Here is a 19,349-nt window from a genome sequence, read left to right on the forward strand (position 1 = left end):
TATTACATGTATCAAAATTGAGTATATTAAAAAAAGAGAGAAAAGTCAAGGTTGGTGCACTTAAAATCATGGCTCTGAAAAGGTATAAAAAAATTTATTACTTTAATGTGCTAATTGAAAAAAACTACTTGACAAATGGGTAAAATAGGTATAATATAATACAAAACGTTATATAACGTTATAATACAAATGGCTACCGTGTTATATGAAGCCAGAATACAAATATGGAGGGTTACACATGAAAGCAGAACATCTTTCCCAGATCCAGGCTGCAGTAGCAGCTGTTAAAGAGAGAAAAACAATCCGCAGATTTTATTTCGTTGCATGCGGAGGCTCTCAGGCATCCATGATGCCAATTCAGTACATGTTTGACCGCGAGACCAGCATTCCGTCCGCTATTTACACTTCTAACGAGTTCGTAAAGGCAACACCGAAGGTGCTGGACGATACCTGCGTTGTATTAACTATTTCCCATTCCGGAAATACACCAGAGACTGTCAGAGCAGCAGAGCTTGCAAAGGAGAAGGGAGCAGTTTCCATTTCTCTGACCAACCTTGTTGATTCTCCGCTGTGGAAGGCTTGTGAGTATCCGATCCATTATGAGCATGGTCCAGAGGCAGATCCAAATGATCTTAGCAAAGTAATTCTGTACACACTGGCATTTGATATGCTGAATGTAGTTGAGCCGTCTGAGAAGTGGGTAAAGGGCGCTGAGTCCTTAAATAATCTTGCAGAGGTAACAGAGCGCATCAAGGCAAAGTATGCAGATTTTGGTTCACAGTGGGGTAAGGATTACAAGCGTGAGACTGTAATTTACACAATGGGAAGCGGAGCAAACTATGGCGAGATGTATTCTCTTGCAATCTGCCTGTTTATGGAAATGCAGTGGATTCATTCTAATTGCATCCATTCAGGAGAGTATTTCCATGGACCATTTGAGGTAACAGACTTTGATGTACCGTTTGTACTTGTTAAGGGTATTGGAGCAACTAGAGAATTGGATGAAAGAGCTTACAATTTCTGCAGCAAGTTTTCACAGAAGCTGGCAGTAATTGATGAAGCAGAGTTTGATTTAACTGGAATTGAGCCAGGTGTACAGGAGTATGTAGCACCGCTGTTAGCTGGCACAGTTGTACGTGAGATGATTGATTCTCTTGCACATGAAAGAGGACATGCTCTTTCAGTCCGCAGATATATGTGGCAGATGGAGTATTAATAAGTAAGGTCTCCTGCTTTTACTGCATGAAGCAGGAAAGCAGGAGACTGTTTTTATTATAGTTCACGCAGTTTTGCAAAAGAGCGTCTCGTGAACAGCAATATTTTTAACAGACAGGAGGACGCATAAATGAAGCTGATTGCAGTTGGTGATAATGTAACAGACTGTTATCTTGATGAAGGCATTTATTATCCGGGAGGAAATGCAGTTAATGTTGCAGTGGATTGTAAAAGAGACGGCGCCGAGAAGGTAAATTATATTGGCGTGTTTGGAAATGACGATAGAGCAGATTATATTAGAGCATGCATGGAAGAGGAAGGTGTAACATGCGAGCGCTCAAGAAAGGTATTTGCACCGACCTGCCAGCCGGGTGTAAAGATAAATGAGGAAGGCGACCGAATCTTTGTCGGAGGAATACGCGATACCTGCCAGCATTTGTTTTCAATCAGACTTCAAAGAGAGGATCTGGAAGTGATCAAGGAGTATGATATTTGTCATACGAGCTGCTATTCTAATTTGGAATATGAGCTTGAAACCTTAAGCCGCGTATGCAAGGTTTCATTTGACTTTTCAGATGAGCATGATGACGATTATATGAAGCGAGTTTGCCCATTTGTCACTTATGCATTTTTCTCTGGCTCCGATATGTCTGAGGAAGAAATCCATGCGCTTGCTAAAAAGGCAGCAGGATATGGAACAAAGATCATTGGCATCACACGTGGATCAAAAGGTTCTGTATTTTATGACGGAACAGAGTTTTACACACAGGGAATTTGCAAGGTAGATGTAGTAGATGCAATGGGCGCAGGCGATGCTTTTATCGCAGCATTTTTACGTCACTATGCAGACAATAAAGATATGAAGGAAGCGCTTAGCTATGCAGCAGAGCGCGCAGCGTATGCATGTACCTACGCGGGTGGATTTGGTCATCCGCACAAAGCATGAGAAGGAGGAAGACTATGAACAGACGAGTAATGGCAGTAACAGCAGCGGCAGTAATGAGTATGTCCGGTTTTGCAGTACCGGCAATGGCAGATGAGGAAGAAGCTGTTTCCATTCAGATTAGTGCTTCTATAATGTCAATGGATCCATTGATTGGCGGAGATTCAACTAATGTTGCAGTAATCTCCAATACAATGGAAGGATTGTTCGTGGTAGACGCAGATGGACAGATTCAGAATGGTCTGTGTGATTCCTATGAGGTATCTGATGATCAGAAGACATATACTTTCCATATTCGTGACAATGCAAAGTGGAGTGATGGTACACCAGTAACAGCACAGGATTTTGAGTATGCTTGGAAGAGAAATGCGACTGCTCAGGGGGATTACAGCAAATTTACATATCAGATTGAGATGGCTGCTATTAAAAACTATGAAGCAGTTACATCAGGTGAGGCAGATGCTGATGAGCTCGGAGTTACTGCAGTTGATGACAATACATTACAGGTCGAACTGGAATATCCAGTCCCATTTTTCTTAAATCTTTTGACCTTCTCTCCTTGGGCACCTGTAAAAGAGAGCAAGTTAACTGAAGAGGGCGACCAGTTTGGTGTAGATAAGGACAGTGTTTTATATTGTGGTGCTTATACACTTGATCAGTGGGACGTTGGTGGAAATACTATTGTACTTAAGAAGAATCCTGATTACTGGGATGCAGAAAATGTAGATGTAGATGAGATCGATCTTGTTGTTATTAGTGATACGCAGCAGGCTGTTATGGCTTACCAGAATGGAGATGTTGATAATGTGACATTGACAGGTGATATGGTCAGCATGTATCAGGATGATCCGGAATTTTCAAATGTGTTAGGATCCTTCAATTATTATCTGATGGTTAATACCTCAAAGGATGGCTATGACAATAAGGATTTGCGTCAGGCAATTGCATATGCAATCGACAGAGAGAGCCTGTGTACAAATGTGTTAAATGACGGTTCTACTCCAGCTTATAACATGGTTATGAAAGGCCTGGTAAGCAATGCAGACGGCGAAGATTTTGTAGATGCAAGCGGTCAGTACTTCCAGTATGATACTGAAAAGGCAAAGGAGCTGTGGGCTAAGGCACAGGAAGAAACAGACTTAAGAGAGATCAATATCATTTATGATGAGGAGAAGGATTTTGCAGCCAATACAGCAGCCTTCATTCAGTCGCAGCTTGAGAGTACACTGGACGGTTTAACTGTGAACATCAGCAGCACACCAAAGAAAAACAGAATTCAGCTGGCACAGGATCATGATTATGATATCGAGCTGTGGGCTTGGGGTCCAGATTATGCAGATCCGACCGCAATCTTAGCAATGTTTGAATCTGATCATCCGTCAAACTATTCTCTGTGGTCAAGTGATGAGTTTGACAAGCTGTACAACGAAGCAAACACTACACTGGCAGGAGATGAGACTGCACGCTGGGATAACCTGATCAAGTGCAACGATATCTGCACCGAGAATGCAGGCTGCATTCCGCTGTTCCAGACTGGTTCTGCAACACTTACAAAGTCTAACGTAACTGGAATTACAGAGCATAATACTGGTGTTCCATGCTACTACAAGTTTGTAGAGAAGGATTGATATAAAATAAAAAAAGTGCAATCGTATCTGCACACAAAGAGGATGTGCCCGGGCGAAGCAGCTTTGGACATATCCTCTTTTTAAAAAGTTACTGTTTACAGACTTTGCAAACGGTAGCAAAAAGTCTTTGACAGGAGGAAAATCCGAATGAAAAAATTTGTATTAAAGCGAACCTGCATCGCATTGCTGACAGTCTTCCTGATCTTGCTGCTTTTGTTTCTGATGCTTGATTTTATGCCGGGTTCGCCGTTTAATAATGAAGAAAAAATGAGCGCAGAGCAGATCGCGGATCTGTATCACAAATATGGACTAGATCAGCCAATTATCAATAGATTTTTCTTGTATCTGAAAAATATGCTTCACGGTGATTTTGGTATTTCTTACAGCCTTCAGGTAAACATGAAGATCAGTGAAATGATTGGACCAAAGATTTTAGTCACAATTCGTCTTGGTCTTCAGGCAGCACTTGTAGGAACTGTGATTGGTGCACTGCTTGGAATCATCGCTGCGCTTCGTAAAAATACATGGGTCGATACCGTTACCACTATTATTTCAGTTCTTGGTGTCAGCCTTCCATCTTTTGTATTTGCGCTTTTACTTTCCTACTTCTTTGGATTTAAGTTTAAGCTGTTTCCGTTTATCTACAATACAAAAAATGAATTTCAGTCGTCGATTCTTCCAACCATTTCACTTTCTATGTTTACTATTGCAAGTGTAGCGAGATATACAAGATCAGAAATGGTAGATATTTTAAATTCGGATTATTATCTTCTGTCAGATTCAAAGGGACTTCCGAAGGCAAAGCTGATAGTTCATCATGCTATTCGAAATGCGATGATCAGCGTTATTACAGTATTGGCTCCATTGATCGTAAATTTAATGACGGGAAGTCTTGTAGTAGAGAAAGCATTTAGTATTCCGGGACTAGGAAGTCTTTATGTAAGTGCGATCCAGTCAAATGACTTTAATGTTGTGCTTGCGATCAGCTTTATTTACAGTTTAATGTTTATCTTCACTATGCTTCTGGTTGATATACTCTATGGTGTGATTGATCCTAGAATACGACTGGCGAAAGGAGAATGAGTATGAATCGATTTGAATTCAATACAGGAGACCACAAGGAGGAAGAAGAGAAGGTTCTTGTTGGTCGTTCCTATGGAAAAGAGGTTTTGTACCGCTTTCGTAAAAACAAGGGTGCATGGATCAGCTTTTTTATTATCATTCTTCTAATTGTGATTGCGCTTGCAGCACCGGCTGTCAGTTCGTACTCTTACAAAGAAGTGCATTCTGAATATAGCAATCTGCCGCCAAGGATTCCGGGACTGGAAAAGCTTGGAATTTTTGATGGTGTAAGCCATGGCCAGAACATGTATGAGGCAAAAAATTGTACTGATAAATATTTCTTTTTTGGAACAGATAATTTAGGAAGAGATATCTGGACAAGAGTATGGGAAGGTACCAGAATTTCTCTTCTCATTGCAGCACTGGCTGTTATCATTGATGTGTGCATTGGTGTGATTTATGGTCTTGTTTCTGGTTATTTTGGCGGAAAAGTAGATATGGTCATGCAGCGTATCACGGAGATCTTAAGCAGTCTTCCGACACTGGTTGTGGTAACGTTAATGCTTGTTGTTATGAAGCCGGGTCTTGGAAGTATTATAATTGCGCTTATGCTTACAGGATGGATTAACATGAGCCGTATTGTGCGCGCACAGGTGCTTAAATTAAAGGATCAGGAATTTGTGCTTGCAGCAAGAACGCTTGGCGTTAGCAATCGTGATATTTTGTTTAAGGAGATTTTGCCAAATTCGCTTGGTCAGATTATTATTACTTTTATGTTTTCCATACCAAATGCGATTTTCTTGGAGGCATTTTTAGCATTTGTCGGTCTTGGTGTTCCGGCGCCGATGGCCTCTCTTGGTTCTCTGATAAATGATGGATATAAATCAGCAATGACTTACCCTCATATGGTAGCAGCGCCTGTCATTGTCTTGGGTGTTTTAATGCTTGGCTTTAATTTATTTGCAGATGGACTCAGGGATGCCATTGATCCGCAGCTTAAACAGATGTAACAGGAGGTAAACGAGATGGAAAAAAGAGAACCGGTATTAAGTATGAGAGATCTGGCAGTTTCCTTTCAGGCTTCCTTTGGCAAGATTCGTGCAGTGCGTGGTGTGAATATGGATGTATATCCTGGAGAAACTGTTGCCATTGTAGGAGAATCTGGAAGTGGAAAATCTGTTTCTGTAAAGACAATTATGGGAATTACAGCGCCAAATGCAGTCATTGAAAGCGGAACAATTAAGTTTCGCTTTAAGGAAAATGGAAAGGAGCAGGTTGTTGATCTGCTGAAGCTTTCAAAAAAAGAAATGCAACATAGAATCAAGGGAAAGCGTATTGCAATGGTTTTTCAGGATCCTATGACTTCACTTGACCCGACGATGACAATTGGCAGGCAGCTGACAGAGGGCATGCGTTATCACCTTCATTTATCACAGGCAGATGCAGATAAGCGTGCAGAAGAGCTGCTTGAAATGGTAGGAATTGAGTCACCAAAAGAGCGAATGAAGAATTATCCTCATCAGCTTTCAGGCGGAATGCGTCAGCGTGTTGTCATTGCAATTGCACTGTCATGTAATCCAGATCTTTTAATCTGTGATGAGCCGACAACGGCACTTGATGTTACGATTCAGGCAAGAATTTTGCAATTGATTTTGAATCTGCAGAAGAAACTTGGAATTGCAGTTATTTTTATCACACATAACCTTGGTGTAGTTGCAAAGATCGCCGATTATGTGAATGTTATGTATGCTGGAAAAGTAGTAGAGACAGGAAAGGCAGAGGATATCTTTTTCGATCCGCGTCATCCTTATACATGGGGACTTCTTTCAAGTATGCCAGATTTGACAGGAGATAAAAAGGAGCGTTTGTATACGATTCCGGGCAATCCGCCAAATTTGGCAAATGAAGTAAAGGGTGATGCATTTGCTGTGCGAAATCCATATGCACTTAATATTGATTTTGAGGAAGAACCTCCAATGTTTGAGATCAATGAGCATCATCAGGCTGCTACGTGGCTTCTTCATCCAGATGCACCAAAGGTAGAAATGCCGCAGACTTTAAAAAAGAGAATTGAGCAGCTTCGCAGAGAGGAAAAGCGATATGCAGAAACGGAGGGAGCTTATGGCACAGACGAATGAACCACTGCTTAGTGTGAAAGGTTTAAAACAATATTTTCCGGTAAGCAAAAAATTTACGGTGCGTGCTGTGGATAATATATCCTTCGATATTTATCCGGGAGAAACCTATGGATTAGTAGGTGAGTCTGGAAGTGGAAAGTCAACAACAGGCCGTTCTATTATTCGACTGTATGATCCGACAGAAGGCACGATTCTTTTTAATGGTGAGGATATCAGCAAGAAGCTGACGGCAAAACAGGAAAAAATGCTTCGTTCTGATATGCAGATGGTCTTTCAGGATCCTATGGCTTCCTTAAATCCGCATAAAAAGATTTTGGATACTATTGCGATGGGTCTCGATGCGCATAATCCTCATATGGATCAAAATGAGCGCGTAGAGCGCGTGTCCAAAATGATGGAGATGGTAGGTTTAAATCCAGCCTATATGAACCGTTATCCTAATCAGTTTTCTGGTGGACAGCGTCAGCGAATCGGACTGGGAAGAGCATTAATCATGAATCCAAAGTTAGTAATCGCAGATGAGGCAATAAGTGCACTTGATGTTTCAATTCAGGCACAGGTCGTCAATTTGATGAAGGATATTCAAAAAGAAACAAATGTTGCATATCTGTTTATTGCACATGATCTTTCTATGGTTCGTTATATTTCAGATCGAGTAGGTGTTATGCATAAGGGTCATCTTGTAGAAACTGGATTGACAGAAGAAATTTTTGAACATCCGGTTCATCCATATACAAAATCACTTTTGTCTGCAATTCCAATTGCAGATCCGGTGATTGAAAGAAACAGAGAGCCGATGGTATATCAATATGAAAAGAGTGGCTTAAAATATGATGATTGCGTTATGGTAAATGTTTCTGAAACACATCAGGTTTTAATGGAAAAGAAAATATAAGCAGCAGACCGTCTGAGGACAACTAGTCTTTCAGGCGGTTTTTTTAATCTTAATTAAGTCTTAAGGAAAAGTAAAAACTAGTTCGTTGACGTATGTACTGCTAAGTGGTAGGATGGTAAAGGCAGAGCCAGCAGGGACAGACAAAAGATAGCGTCCCTGTCCCTAAAAAACGAGGTTGTAGATAGATGAAAGAATTAAAAAAAGAAGATCTCCAGATCACAGAGCTGATACATCATTTTGTGCGAGAGCATGTGGAGGCTGGAGATATATGTATTGATGCGACTGCAGGCTGCGGAAATGATACGCTGTTTTTATGTGAGTTAACAGGGGCTAGAGGTGAGGTTATGGCATTTGATATTCAGCCGCAGGCTCTTGAAAAGACGGCAACACTTCTTGCTGAGCATGAGTGTATGGCAGAGCTGGTGCTTGACTCCCATTCAAACATGGCTGACTATATGTCTGAGGGAAGTGCTGCATGCATCATGTTTAATTTTGGTTATCTGCCAGGTGCAGATCATAAGATTGAGACAAAGGCACAGACAAGTATTGCGGCGATTAAGGCAGGACTTTCTATTTTACGAAAGGGCGGCATCATGACACTTTGTTTATATGATGGAAGCGATGTCCAGAGAGAGGAAAAGAAAGCTATTTTAAAAATGTTAAAGGAGCTAGACTCAAAGACATATCTTGTTATAACAAGTTGCTACTATAATCGCCCAAATAATCCGCCTATGCCTGTATTTATCCAGAAATTAGAGGGAAAAGACAGCAGTTGCATTTATGGTTTTGGATTGGTATAATGTGAGTATTCAAAGAGTATTCAAATTTTGCTTGGAAAAATTAGAAAAGAGGTATGAAGAAATGAATTATAAAAAGCGCAGAGATGAAGTATTATCAAAGATGGAGAAAAATTCTGTTCTGGTCCTTTATTCAGGAGTGAGACATCATGTGAGTGCAGATGAGTATGCACCATTTGAGGCAAACAGAAACTTCTTTTATCTTACAGGCATTCGCCGCGAGAATATGATGTTAATTTTGGATAATGCGACTGAGGAGCCGACAGAGACGCTTCTTATTGAGGAGGCTGATCCAGACCGCGAGCGTTGGATGGGAAAGAAGATGACCGTCGATGAGGCAAAGGCGCAGGCACAGATCGAGAAGGTTGGCTTTATCGACACCGAGAAAGGTATCATAAACCGTATGCTGACAAGAGAGGATGTCTATACCGTATATTTTGATACTTACCGTCATGATATCGATGATCTTGAAGATTACAACATGATGAAAGCACGCGAGTTTGCACAGAAGTACCCGGGTGTGCGCGTGAAGGATTGTGCGCCGATCATCGCTGAGATGAGAATGCAGAAGGATGAGGATGAGGTTTCCTTGATTCGTGAGGCAATCAAGCTTACAGACGGCGGATTAAAGAATTTGATGACCAACTTGACACCAGGTCAGATGGAGTATCAGGCACAGGCTGATTTTGAGTACAGCATTAAGAGAAATGGTGCTGACGGCGTTGCATTCCATACTATCGCAGGAAGCGGTATCAATGGAACGATGCTTCATTATGTAACAAATGAATGCGAGTGCAAGGATAATACATTGCTTCTTCTTGATCTGGGTGCGAAGTATAAGGGTTACTGCGCTGATATCACCAGAACATATCCTGTAAACGGTAAATTTACTGAAAAGCAGCGTATGGTTTATGAGGTTGTGCTGGCTGCAAACCGCGCTGTTGCAAAGACAGCAAAGCCGGGTATGACACTTCGCGAGTTAAATGATGTGTGTAAGAAGGTTCTTGCCGAAGGCTGCATTCGTATGGGGCTGATTGAGAAGGAAGAGGAGATTGGAAAATATTACATGCACGGTGTTTCTCACCATCTTGGAATCGATGTTCATGATGTAAGTGTTGCCTCAAACAGCAAGCTTCGTCCAGGTGCTGTTATCTCAGATGAGCCAGGTCTGTACATTGATGAATGGGAGATCGGAATCCGTGTTGAAGATGACCTTTTGATCACGGAAGACGGATGCGAGTGCCTGTCTGAGGACGTAATGCGCACCCCGGATGAAATCGAAGCATTCATGGCAGAGGCACACAAGTAATAACTTCTTGTTGCGAAGGGTTCTAATTTTTGATAGAATGAAATTATTCATATCCAAGGAGGCGCCAAAAGGTGAAAAAGTATAAGAAAATATTGATAGACGCTATCCTGTTTTTTGTAATTATAGGATTGACACTGTATGGTGTTTTCCATGGGGAGGATCTTTCAGGACTTAAAGATGCAATTAAAGAATGTAATATCCTGTGGCTAATTCCAGCAGTCCCGCTTGTGTTATTTTTTATCGCTGGCGAGAGTATTGTCATATGGCATATGCTGGATTGCTACGGGATTTATGTAAAGGAAAGGTTTTGTTTTCTTTTTTCAGCGGTTGGATTTTTCTTTAGCTGCGTCACACCGTCAGCGACGGGTGGACAGCCGATGCAGATTTACTTTATGAAAAAGGAAGACATTCCTGTTCCGATAGCAACGGTTATTTTGCTTGTTGTCACGATTACGTATAAGTTTGTACTTGTCGTTGTGGGCATAGGTTTGTGGCTGTTTGCAGGGGGATTTTTAGCAGAGTATGTGGCAGAAGCGAGATGGGTCTTTTATCTGGGCATTTTGTTGAATGTCGGCTGTGTGATACTTATGTGCGTAGTCGTATTTCATCCGTCATTTGCCAAAAAGACATTAATACTCGGAGCAAAGCTTCTGGAACGGATACACATTTTAAAACATAAAGAAGAACGCTTAGATAAAATAGAGCGCTCCATGAATCATTATCATGAGGCAGCCGAGTTTATGAGCAGTCATTGGGGGATGATTGCAAGAGTTTTTGTAATCACGGTTGTACAGCGATTTGCAATGTTTGCTGTAACATATTTTGTTTATCGCGCGTTTTCTTTAAACAGTATGAATTTTTTTGAGGTCATGTTTTTACAGGCTGTTATATCGGTGTCAGTTGATATGCTTCCGCTGCCAGGTGGAATGGGTATCAGTGAGGGATTGTTTATGGTGATCTTTAAAAAAGTATTTGGGGAGGCACTTTTGATTCCGGGACTGATTTTAAGCCGTGGACTTGGCTATTACAGTGAGCTGTTTTTATCAGCAATATTTACGCTTGTAGCTGTGGTAGTATTTCAGGTGCGTGAACACAAAAAAAGTAAAGTAAAATAAGAAAATCCGGACTCAGATATGCGCTTATGTTAACAAATCAAGGAAGTCCCCTGCTTCAATTGCGAAGAGCAATAAGCAGTGGGTGGGGACTTGCTTGTATCAGGAGGGGTACAAGCCCCTCCTGATAAACTGCGAAGCAGTTATTTGGTTATGAGCAAGTAGCGAAGCGGATTGCGAATATCCGCTTGACTGGCAGTTCACAGGATGGATTATGAGGGATACAATGATAGGATTTTATGATTATACAGTAATATTGACATACATAAGCTTGGCATCATCAATCTTGGGAATGATTAGTGCCTGCTATGCAAGAATAGGCTGGGCAATCTTTTTTCTGGGTATGTCTGGTCTTCTTGATACATTTGATGGCAAGGTAGCCAGAACAAAGAAAAACAGAACAGAGGATCAGAAACGCTTTGGCATTCAGATAGACTTGCTTTGTGATATTGTCTGCTTTGGCGTCTGCCCTGTAATTATCTGTTGGTTTTCAGGAATGCAGACACCGTGGGAAGTTTCAATTTTGATTTTTTATTGTCTGGCGGGATTGATTCGTCTGGCATATTATAATGTAATGGAAGAGAAGCGTCAGCAGGAGACTGATGAAAAGAGAAAGTATTATCAGGGTCTTCCGATTACTTCTATTGCAGTCATTTTACCATTTTTGTATGCAATCTCAAATCTGTGTCAGGATAATTTTGAGATCGTGCTGAGTCTTGCGATGCTGCTTACCGGTCTTTTATTTGTACTTAATTTTAAATTTCCAAAGCCGAACAACAAACAGCTTACTGTGCTGATCATTGTTGTGGCAGCAGTTGTTCTGTACCTTCTGTTTTGCTTTAACTGGAAGGAATATTATGGCTGGAATTTATCTGATCTAATGTTCTGGAAACACAAAAAAGGATAAGACAAAATTATGAAAGAAAAAACAAGCAGACTTTTAACATTTTTATATACAACATCAGTTGGAAATAGGCTTCTTCGTATTCTTGTCAGTCCGGCCGTATCGAAGGCGGCAGGATGTGTGATGAACAGCAGATTATCTTTGATTGCTGTTTCTGGCTTTATAAAGTCACAAAATATTGATGTGTCAGAGTTTGAAAAAACAAGTTTTTCTTCCTATAATGATTTCTTTACAAGAAAGCTAAAACCAGATGCAAGATTACTGGCGCAGGGAGATGATATACTTATCAGTCCATGTGATGCAAAGCTTACGATTTTTCCAATCACGAATGATTCACGCTTTTTGATCAAACAAGGTCAGTATACAGTACAGAGTCTGCTTCGTGATGAAAAACTGGCAAAACAGTTTGAAGGCGGTATTTTGTGGCAGCTTCGCTTAAGTGTAGATGATTATCACCGCTATATTTATCCAGTGAGCGGCAGACGTTCTCATGAGCGCACAATTAATGGTGTTTTCCATACGGTGCAGCCGATTGCGCTTGAACATTGCCCAGTATATAAGGAAAACACCAGAAAGTATTGTATTATTAAGACGAAGGAATTTGGCACGATTTTAATGATGGAAGTCGGTGCAATGATGGTTGGACGAATTACCAACCATGAAGCAGAGCCAGGTTATGTGACTCGCGGCGAGGAAAAAGGATATTTTGAATTTGGCGGCTCTACCATTATACTTCTGACGCAAAAAGGTGCTGTTCTTCCAAGAAAGAATATTTTGTACCGAAGCGCCAGGGGAGAAGAAACGCGTATAAGACAGGGAGAAAAGATAGGAAAAGTTAATAATCAGCGATGATTTTTTACAGCGGCAGCTTAAGGATGATAGTACTTCCTTCGCTGTCGCTTTCGCTTACATAAACTGTTCCATTATGAAGCTGTGCAATTTCGGCAACTAATGCAAGTCCAAGACCGGCACCGCCCATTGTGCGGCTTCTTGATTTATCAACACAGAAAAAAGGTGTAAAGATTTTTTCTTGATTTTCAGGAGCAATGCCAATTCCTGTATCCTTGATGATAATTAAAGCAAATCCATTTTCATCTTTTATATTAATGTGCACACTTCCATCGGGATGATTGTACTTGATTGCATTTTCAACAAGATTAAAAACAGCACGGTAGAGAAGAAGATAGCTTCCAGTGACGATACAGTCTGTTTCAGATTGGGAAAGCTTAATCTGCTTTTGATCAGCAATTGGTGCAAGATCACAGAGAACTTCATCAGCGAGTGCTGCAAGGCTTATTGTATCAGAGCGTTTTACACGCTGCATTCCAGTCATATCAAGCAAAATCGAAGCTAAATGGCTAAGACGGTTTGTCTGCTCAAGAATCGTGGAAAAAAGTGTCTGGTATTCTGAAACGGAAGGTTCTTTCTTTTTGGAAAATACTTCAAGATTTGTCTGCATTACAGCAAGCGGAGTTCGAAGCTCATGGGCTGCGTTGGCAGAAAACTGCTTTTGAACGTCAAATGCGTTATTCAAACGGGCAAGCATCTGATTAAAGGCTTCTGTCAGCTTAGAAATTTCATCATGGCTTTCTGGAACATCAATGGAAACAGAAAGATTCTGTGCCTGAATATCAGAAATTTTTTTACTGAGGCTGCGAAGCGGAGCAAGGCTTTTACGTGTAAGAAACCAAGTTGACAGACTGCTTATTAAAATAACAACAATGGTTACGGCAAGACTTTTGATCATGAAAAGCTGCTTTGTCTGGGCAAGCTGATCATTAATTTGCGGAAACAGCATAGATGGATCAACCTGAAATGTGATAGGGGAAGAGTCATTCTGATCAATATGGATCGCGTAATCGTGCAGATCATCCATTCCAGAGACGGCAGAATGACTTATAAAAAAATACATAAAAATGCAGGCAACTGTGACAAGAAGTGTTGTCAGCGCAGTAAGACGCCATTGAAGCGTCATTTTTGCAAAGAAGGAGCGCAGAGGCGCTTTTTTTTGTGTGTGAGTCATAAGAATCCTTTCCTTATTTAAATGTTTAATCATTACAGCAGTCTGCGTTAAGCAGATATCCTTCGCCTATCTTATTCTGAATAGGATCGTATCCAAGAGCTGCGCGAAGTTTCTTTCTAAGCGATGAGATATGAACACGGATGGAATTACTGAAGCTGTTGACACTTCCGTCCCAGATATGCTCAATCAATTCTTCAGGACTGATTACCCGATCTGGATGAAGAAGAAAATATTCTAACAGGCTGCTTTCTTTTCGCGTTAGGGAAAGTGGCATATGATCAATCTGGGCAAGTCTTGTTTTTGTGTCAAATGATATGCGGCCGCAAGTCAGGCAGATATTTTCCTGAATAAATTTGCGCCGTGTGAGGCTTCGTATTCTAGCCTCAAGCTCTTCAAAATGGAAAGGTTTTGTAAGATAATCATTTGCACCAAGATCAAGTCCCTCCACCTTATCCTGAATTTGAGTTCTGGCAGAAAGGATGATAACTGGTGTGGATGAGTTTTCAGCGCGAAGCTGCTGTAAAATGGAAAGACCGTCCATTCCTGGAAGATTAAGGTCAAGCAAAATAAGATCGAATGGTTCTGTCAGACAAAGATCTAGTCCTTCATTTCCGTCCATGCAGGTGTCCACCTCGTATCCATCAAGGCGAAGTCCTTCAGCGATAGAGCTGCAAAGCTGTGCTTCATCTTCGATTACTAAAATATGCATATCTTCATTCCCCTTTCAAAAATAGTTATTTTTTTAAAGTATATCATACGAATAATAAAATAGTTGTTAAAAAATAAAATTTCTTAACACTGATTTTATACAGCGTATGTTATAATCGCCTCAGATCAAAACAAAGAAAGGAAGGATCATAAGAAATGAGAAGAAATAGATTACATATTGGAGTATTAGTAAAGGCATATTTAGCAGCAGGTGTGATTGGAGTATCATCCTTAGGTGCATTTGCAGCACCTGTATTTGCAGCAAAGAATGATAGCAACAAGGAGACAACGACTGGAGAGGCAATCCCGGCAGGAGAGGCAGTCCCGGCAGGAGAAGCAGTCCCGGCAGGAGAAGCAGTCCCGGCAGGAGAAGCAGTTTCCTCCGATATGATCTCTGGAACATTTACACCATCTGAGATTTCCTGGAAGGTTCAGGATTCTTATGAGTTTCCATTCATGGGTCTGAATTTTACATTAACAGATAAGCTGTTAAAGCAGATGGAAGATGGAAAGGTTGCAATGCTGACAGATGAGAACTGGAATGAGGAAGGCGATGCAATTTCTTATGCATTATTTAGCTGGTATACAATGACAGAAGAGCAGCGTGATGCTGTCATTGAGAAAATGGGAACTGGCTATGATGACTGGGTAAAGAGTCTTGGAAAGATTGGAACTCTTGGAGTATACAGTACAGATGTGACAGATCAGTTAGATGAACTGACTGGTTGCACAGAGCACACAAAGCTTGGCGAGAGCAGTGATGGAAAATATGAGTATTATTTAAGTATTAGCAAGGATGCAGATAAGAAGCTGAAAAAGGAATTAGAAAAGACAAAGACAGAGCTGACTGACATGGCAGAATTTCAGCAGATGTCCGCATTCGATCAGCCAATCGATATGGTGCAGCAGGATGGCGATAATGTTGGAAAGTTTGAGATGACAGGTATTGATAAGAAAACTTATACTGAGGATATGTTTAGTGAGTATGATCTTACACTGGTAAATGTATTTACAACATGGTGCTCTCCATGTGTTAATGAGATTCCGGAGCTTGAGAAGCTGTATCAGGAGCTTAAGGATCAGGGCGTTGGTGTAACAGGTGTTGTATTAGATACGGCAGACAGCGAAGGCAATCAGGACGAACAGGCCATCAAAAAGGCAGAGCTTCTTCAGGAAAAGACAAAGGCTACCTATCCATTCCTGATCCCGGACAAGAATATGATGAATGGACGTCTTCAGGGCATCTCCGCATTCCCGGAAACCTTCTTTGTAGATAAAAATGGAAACATTGTAGGCGAAACATATTCTGGAAGCCATACACTTGAAGAGTGGAAGGAAATTGTGGAAAAAGAGTTAAGCGCAATCAAGGAAAATAATTGATATGAAAATAATGCAAAATAAAATGGTGTCTAGGGCGAATGCAGCCCTGGACTCCAAATGGACAGGACTTTGTCTGGCAGTGGTCGGACTGTTGATGATGGCGTTTGGTATTTTTCGCGGTGAGATGGCAGTTGTATTTACTAAGGCGATTAATATTTGTATGGAGTGTATAGGAATTGGATAAGAAAATGGCTCAGGAAAAAACAAGTAAGAAAAAAACAAATAAAGTAAGTGATGCAAAGCGCCATGGCATTCAGGCAGTGTGGGCATTTTTGACAAACAGCCATGTATCAGGCTTTGTAACAGGAAAAATTTACACGGGAAAATTAAAAAATGTCTGCGTACCTGGACTCAACTGTTATTCTTGTCCAGGAGCTGTCGGAGCCTGTCCAATAGGTTCTTTGCAGGCTGTTGTGGGCAGCTGGAATTTTAAGATGGCTTATTATGTTGTTGGCTTTTTGATTTTTATTGGAGCCATTTTTGGAAGACTGATCTGTGGCTTTTTATGTCCATTTGGACTGATACAGGATCTGTTAAATAAAATCCCATTTCCAAAAAAAATTCGTACCTTTAAGGGAGATAAGCTGCTTCGCAAGCTGAAATATGTAATATTTGCTGTGTTTGTTATTTTGCTTCCTATGTTTTTGGTGGACATTATGGGACAGGGTGCACCATATTTTTGCAAGCTCATCTGTCCGGCAGGAACGCTAGAAGGAGGTATACCGCTTGCACTGTTAAATAAATCAATGCGCAGTGCACTTGGTGCTCTGTATGTTTGGAAGAATGCGATTTTGGTTGTAACAATCATTCTCTCAATTATAATTTACAGACCATTCTGCAAATATATTTGTCCGCTTGGAGCATTTTATTCCGTTTTCAACAAAGTATCATTTTTCAAATATCGTGTCAGCAAAGAAAAATGTGTTGGCTGTGGAAAATGCGCAAAGGTTTGTCGTATGCAGGTAGATCCTGTTGTAAACGCAAACAGCCTAGAGTGCATTCGCTGCGGACGTTGTAAGCAGGCTTGTCCAACAGGAGCCATTAGTTGTGGTGTAAGTAAGGAAAAAAATAATATATAAAATTAGAATAATTTTACATCTGGCAAGGCTAAAAAAGCCTTGCCTTTTTTTGTGAAAAAGCGTAAAGTGAACCTTATAACATTGAGAATGAATCTGGTGTTAGAAAAAATTTGACGAGAGAAAAAGGAGAGAAAAAGCGATGAAGATTTCATTTGACGTGAAGATGTTAACAAGTGGGGCATCCCTTTTAGAGCAGGAGAAAGACAGTGCTTTATTGAAACTGTCAAAGGATGGAGCGGGTATTGTGCTGCCATGGGATGTAATGAAAAATGAGCGTTACTTTATGTTTCAGATTGAGACACTTGAGGAACATTGTGATGCTTTCAATGTGTATGTGTATGGCAAGGATGATGAGCCAACGATGACGATTCGTTTTGGCATTCTGCCGCAGATTACAACACAGATTTGTTTGGATAAGGAGTGGTTTAAAGCTGGTGTGCTGTTTCCAGAGGCACTTCCGGGTGAGCTTAAGATTGTCTGCCATGGCGGACGAATTGTGCCGGAAGAAATTACACGTATTGAGATGAAGACTATTCCAGTATTTCATGATATTACCGTGCGTATCAGCAACATGGCATTAACGGATACATACCCAGAAGATGTTAAGCTTTCGGATGTTAAGCTTGTCGATAGTCTTGGACAGAATAAGCGAAAGGAATGGTCAGGCAAGACAAAAGATATTGAGTCGTTAAAGAGCATTCTTGAAAAACAAGTCAAGGACGGCGAACAAGGCTATCCATTTGAAAATTGGTCAAAATGGGGCGGCTGGAAAAATAAAAAGCTGGCAAAGGGCACAGGATTCTTTACAAAATATAAGGCAGATGGCAAGTGGTGGCTTGCAGATCCGGACGGTTATGCGTTTTTTAGTGCGGGACCAGACTGCGTGAATGTGCCAGTGGACTGTCGTGTTGATGGAATTGAAAAATGGCTGGACTGGCTGCCGGATGAGAAAGAATCGGCATATGCAGAAATGTTTTCTCCAGACCGCGTATTTAAGGATAGAAAAAGAAATGCAAAGATGTTCTCCTATGCAGGCGCCAATTTGTATCGTGTGTTTGGTGAAGACTGGTATCAGATCTGGAAGAAGATGATGGCAGGACAGCTGATGCAGATGGGCATTAATACGCTTGGAAACTGGAGTGATCAGCGTCTTTTTGACAATACACCGATACCATATGTAACTTCACTTCCAGAATTTCCGGAGACAAAAAAGAAAATTTTCCGTGATTTTCCAGATGTATTAAGTGATGAGTATAAAGAAAACGCGAAAAATAATGCAAAGGCACTCGCAGCAAGGAAGGACGATCCGATGATGATCGGCTATTTCCTTAGAAATGAGCCAAGCTGGGCATTTGTGGATAATTTGGTGCTGGCAGACGAGGTACTATATAATCCAGAGCGCACTGTATGTAAGGAAAAGCTGATTGCAGCCTTAAAAGAAAAATATCAGACTGTGGAGGCATTAAACACAGCATGGAACACCAAGTTTACTGATTTTGATGATCTGTATCAGCCGATTCGTGATGCATCAGCTAAATCTGAGGCTGCAAAAGAAGATCAGAAAACATTCTCAAAAGAGATGCTTCGCGCTTATGTTGAGATTCCGTCAAAAGCATGTCGCAAAGTTGATCCAAATCATATGATTCTTGGTATGAGATGGGCATGGATTTCCGATCCAGATCTTGCAACGGGATGGGAGAATTTTGATGTATTTTCCATTAACTGTTATGCAGTCGATCCAACAGAAGCAATATCTCATGTTGTAGAGCTTGGTGTAGATCTGCCTGTTATGATTGGTGAATTTCATTTTGGAGCACTAGATACAGGTTTATCCGCGACAGGACTTGAGGGTGTGCTGACACAAAAAGACCGTGGAAAAGCATACAGCTATTATTGCGAGCGTGTAGCAGCTCATCCAAATGGTGTTGGCTGCCACTATTTCCAGTGCTATGATCAGTTTGTTCTTGGTCGTTTTGATGGGGAAAATTATAACATTGGTTTGTTTGACATTTGCTCACGTCCATATCAGGATATGGCGTCTTATGTAAAGCAGTGCAGCGAAGTTATGTACGAGATTGCGGATGGCACAAAGGTGCCTACAGATGAAAAGGCAGAAAGTATTCCGATGATTGCGTATTAATGTGTTATTTTTTTCA

General features: G+C 41.0%; 18 protein-coding genes. 16 read left to right on the top strand and 2 right to left on the bottom strand.

Going from position 1 to position 19,349, the window contains the following annotated elements:
- The first annotated feature begins 238 nt into the window (after nucleotides 1-238).
- The 12 genes from WJP93_RS11695 to WJP93_RS11750 all read left to right on the top strand — a co-directional run bounded on the left by WJP93_RS11695 (nucleotide 239) and on the right by WJP93_RS11750 (nucleotide 12,855).
- On the top strand, nucleotides 239-1,216 hold the full coding sequence (locus WJP93_RS11695) for an SIS domain-containing protein (RefSeq protein ID WP_066557337.1): 978 nt from the start codon (nucleotides 239-241) through the stop codon (nucleotides 1,214-1,216).
- A 129-nt stretch (nucleotides 1,217-1,345) separates the two neighbouring features.
- Nucleotides 1,346-2,161: a PfkB family carbohydrate kinase gene (locus WJP93_RS11700; protein WP_066557334.1), complete on the top strand. Its 816-nt coding sequence runs from the start codon at nucleotides 1,346-1,348 to the stop codon at nucleotides 2,159-2,161.
- 14 nt (nucleotides 2,162-2,175) lie between these two features.
- On the top strand, nucleotides 2,176-3,786 hold the full coding sequence (locus WJP93_RS11705; protein WP_337548475.1) for a peptide ABC transporter substrate-binding protein: 1,611 nt from the start codon (nucleotides 2,176-2,178) through the stop codon (nucleotides 3,784-3,786).
- Nucleotides 3,787-3,933: 147 nt separating this feature from the next.
- On the top strand, nucleotides 3,934-4,869 hold the full coding sequence (locus WJP93_RS11710; protein ID WP_066557329.1) for an ABC transporter permease: 936 nt from the start codon (nucleotides 3,934-3,936) through the stop codon (nucleotides 4,867-4,869).
- A 2-nt stretch (nucleotides 4,870-4,871) separates the two neighbouring features.
- Nucleotides 4,872-5,858: an oligopeptide ABC transporter permease gene (gene opp3C, locus WJP93_RS11715; RefSeq protein WP_227100771.1), complete on the top strand. Its 987-nt coding sequence runs from the start codon at nucleotides 4,872-4,874 to the stop codon at nucleotides 5,856-5,858.
- 15 nt (nucleotides 5,859-5,873) lie between these two features.
- Complete coding sequence (locus tag WJP93_RS11720; protein ID WP_066557324.1) at nucleotides 5,874-6,986, top strand: ABC transporter ATP-binding protein; 1,113 nt, start codon at nucleotides 5,874-5,876, stop codon at nucleotides 6,984-6,986.
- The gene (locus WJP93_RS11725; RefSeq protein ID WP_337548478.1) at nucleotides 6,949-7,881 is read left to right on the top strand and encodes an ATP-binding cassette domain-containing protein; all 933 of its coding nucleotides are present in this window, start codon (nucleotides 6,949-6,951) and stop codon (nucleotides 7,879-7,881) included. The genes WJP93_RS11720 and WJP93_RS11725 overlap by 38 nt, the downstream gene beginning before the upstream one ends.
- A 185-nt stretch (nucleotides 7,882-8,066) precedes the next feature.
- Entirely contained in the window at nucleotides 8,067-8,681 is a 615-nt protein-coding gene (locus tag WJP93_RS11730) for a class I SAM-dependent methyltransferase (protein WP_066557317.1), read from the top strand.
- Nucleotides 8,682-8,742: 61 nt separating this feature from the next.
- Complete coding sequence (locus WJP93_RS11735) at nucleotides 8,743-9,987, top strand: aminopeptidase P N-terminal domain-containing protein (protein ID WP_066557315.1); 1,245 nt, start codon at nucleotides 8,743-8,745, stop codon at nucleotides 9,985-9,987.
- A 71-nt stretch (nucleotides 9,988-10,058) separates the two neighbouring features.
- Complete coding sequence (locus WJP93_RS11740; RefSeq protein ID WP_066557312.1) at nucleotides 10,059-11,102, top strand: lysylphosphatidylglycerol synthase transmembrane domain-containing protein; 1,044 nt, start codon at nucleotides 10,059-10,061, stop codon at nucleotides 11,100-11,102.
- A 223-nt stretch (nucleotides 11,103-11,325) separates the two neighbouring features.
- Entirely contained in the window at nucleotides 11,326-12,006 is a 681-nt protein-coding gene (locus tag WJP93_RS11745; protein ID WP_337548482.1) for a CDP-alcohol phosphatidyltransferase family protein, read from the top strand.
- 9 nt (nucleotides 12,007-12,015) lie between these two features.
- Entirely contained in the window at nucleotides 12,016-12,855 is an 840-nt protein-coding gene (locus WJP93_RS11750; protein ID WP_337548484.1) for a phosphatidylserine decarboxylase, read from the top strand.
- 4 nt (nucleotides 12,856-12,859) lie between these two features.
- On the opposite strand, the gene WJP93_RS11755 is transcribed toward WJP93_RS11750, so the two are convergent.
- Together WJP93_RS11755 and WJP93_RS11760 are read right to left on the bottom strand one after the other, a co-directional pair.
- Complete coding sequence (locus WJP93_RS11755; RefSeq protein WP_337548486.1) at nucleotides 12,860-14,026, bottom strand: ATP-binding protein; 1,167 nt, start codon at nucleotides 14,024-14,026, stop codon at nucleotides 12,860-12,862.
- Nucleotides 14,027-14,051: 25 nt separating this feature from the next.
- Nucleotides 14,052-14,735: a response regulator transcription factor gene (locus WJP93_RS11760; RefSeq protein ID WP_066557299.1), complete on the bottom strand. Its 684-nt coding sequence runs from the start codon at nucleotides 14,733-14,735 to the stop codon at nucleotides 14,052-14,054.
- A 155-nt stretch (nucleotides 14,736-14,890) separates the two neighbouring features.
- Here WJP93_RS11760 and WJP93_RS11765 point away from each other — a divergent pair, with 155 nt between their 5' ends.
- From WJP93_RS11765 to WJP93_RS11780, 4 genes are all read left to right on the top strand, one after another.
- Entirely contained in the window at nucleotides 14,891-16,114 is a 1,224-nt protein-coding gene (locus WJP93_RS11765; protein ID WP_337548488.1) for a TlpA disulfide reductase family protein, read from the top strand.
- Between the two features lie 10 nt (nucleotides 16,115-16,124).
- On the top strand, nucleotides 16,125-16,298 hold the full coding sequence (locus WJP93_RS11770; RefSeq protein WP_262538128.1) for a CD1871A family CXXC motif-containing protein: 174 nt from the start codon (nucleotides 16,125-16,127) through the stop codon (nucleotides 16,296-16,298).
- Between the two features lie 4 nt (nucleotides 16,299-16,302).
- Nucleotides 16,303-17,193 carry a 4Fe-4S binding protein gene (locus WJP93_RS11775; protein WP_337548537.1) on the top strand — a complete coding sequence of 297 codons (891 nt, stop codon included), beginning with the start codon at nucleotides 16,303-16,305 and terminating at the stop codon, nucleotides 17,191-17,193.
- A gap of 139 nt (nucleotides 17,194-17,332) precedes the next feature.
- Nucleotides 17,333-19,333: a beta-galactosidase gene (locus tag WJP93_RS11780; RefSeq protein ID WP_337548489.1), complete on the top strand. Its 2,001-nt coding sequence runs from the start codon at nucleotides 17,333-17,335 to the stop codon at nucleotides 19,331-19,333.
- The last annotated feature ends 16 nt before the right edge of the window (nucleotides 19,334-19,349 follow it).

The sequence above is a fragment of the Anthropogastromicrobium sp. genome (assembly GCF_037349415.1).
GTDB classification, from domain to species: domain Bacteria; phylum Bacillota; class Clostridia; order Lachnospirales; family Lachnospiraceae; genus Anthropogastromicrobium; species Anthropogastromicrobium aceti.

Excerpts from the sequence above, each read along its gene's own strand:
- WJP93_RS11725 (WP_337548478.1), top strand. The coding sequence starts at position 6,949 with ATGCAGAAACGGAGGGAGCTTATGGCACAGACGAATGAACCACTGCTT.
- WJP93_RS11730 (WP_066557317.1), top strand. The coding sequence starts at position 8,067 with ATGAAAGAATTAAAAAAAGAAGATCTCCAGATCACAGAGCTGATACAT.
- WJP93_RS11745 (WP_337548482.1), top strand. The coding sequence starts at position 11,326 with ATGATAGGATTTTATGATTATACAGTAATATTGACATACATAAGCTTG.
- opp3C (WP_227100771.1), top strand. The coding sequence starts at position 4,872 with ATGAATCGATTTGAATTCAATACAGGAGACCACAAGGAGGAAGAAGAG.
- WJP93_RS11720 (WP_066557324.1), top strand. The coding sequence starts at position 5,874 with ATGGAAAAAAGAGAACCGGTATTAAGTATGAGAGATCTGGCAGTTTCC.
- WJP93_RS11760 (WP_066557299.1), bottom strand. The coding sequence starts at position 14,735 with ATGCATATTTTAGTAATCGAAGATGAAGCACAGCTTTGCAGCTCTATC.
- WJP93_RS11735 (WP_066557315.1), top strand. The coding sequence starts at position 8,743 with ATGAATTATAAAAAGCGCAGAGATGAAGTATTATCAAAGATGGAGAAA.
- WJP93_RS11750 (WP_337548484.1), top strand. The coding sequence starts at position 12,016 with ATGAAAGAAAAAACAAGCAGACTTTTAACATTTTTATATACAACATCA.
- WJP93_RS11780 (WP_337548489.1), top strand. The coding sequence starts at position 17,333 with ATGAAGATTTCATTTGACGTGAAGATGTTAACAAGTGGGGCATCCCTT.
- WJP93_RS11695 (WP_066557337.1), top strand. The coding sequence starts at position 239 with ATGAAAGCAGAACATCTTTCCCAGATCCAGGCTGCAGTAGCAGCTGTT.
- WJP93_RS11700 (WP_066557334.1), top strand. The coding sequence starts at position 1,346 with ATGAAGCTGATTGCAGTTGGTGATAATGTAACAGACTGTTATCTTGAT.
- WJP93_RS11705 (WP_337548475.1), top strand. The coding sequence starts at position 2,176 with ATGAACAGACGAGTAATGGCAGTAACAGCAGCGGCAGTAATGAGTATG.
- WJP93_RS11710 (WP_066557329.1), top strand. The coding sequence starts at position 3,934 with ATGAAAAAATTTGTATTAAAGCGAACCTGCATCGCATTGCTGACAGTC.
- WJP93_RS11775 (WP_337548537.1), top strand. The coding sequence starts at position 16,303 with ATGGCTCAGGAAAAAACAAGTAAGAAAAAAACAAATAAAGTAAGTGAT.
- WJP93_RS11765 (WP_337548488.1), top strand. The coding sequence starts at position 14,891 with ATGAGAAGAAATAGATTACATATTGGAGTATTAGTAAAGGCATATTTA.
- WJP93_RS11755 (WP_337548486.1), bottom strand. The coding sequence starts at position 14,026 with ATGACTCACACACAAAAAAAAGCGCCTCTGCGCTCCTTCTTTGCAAAA.
- WJP93_RS11770 (WP_262538128.1), top strand. The coding sequence starts at position 16,125 with ATGCAAAATAAAATGGTGTCTAGGGCGAATGCAGCCCTGGACTCCAAA.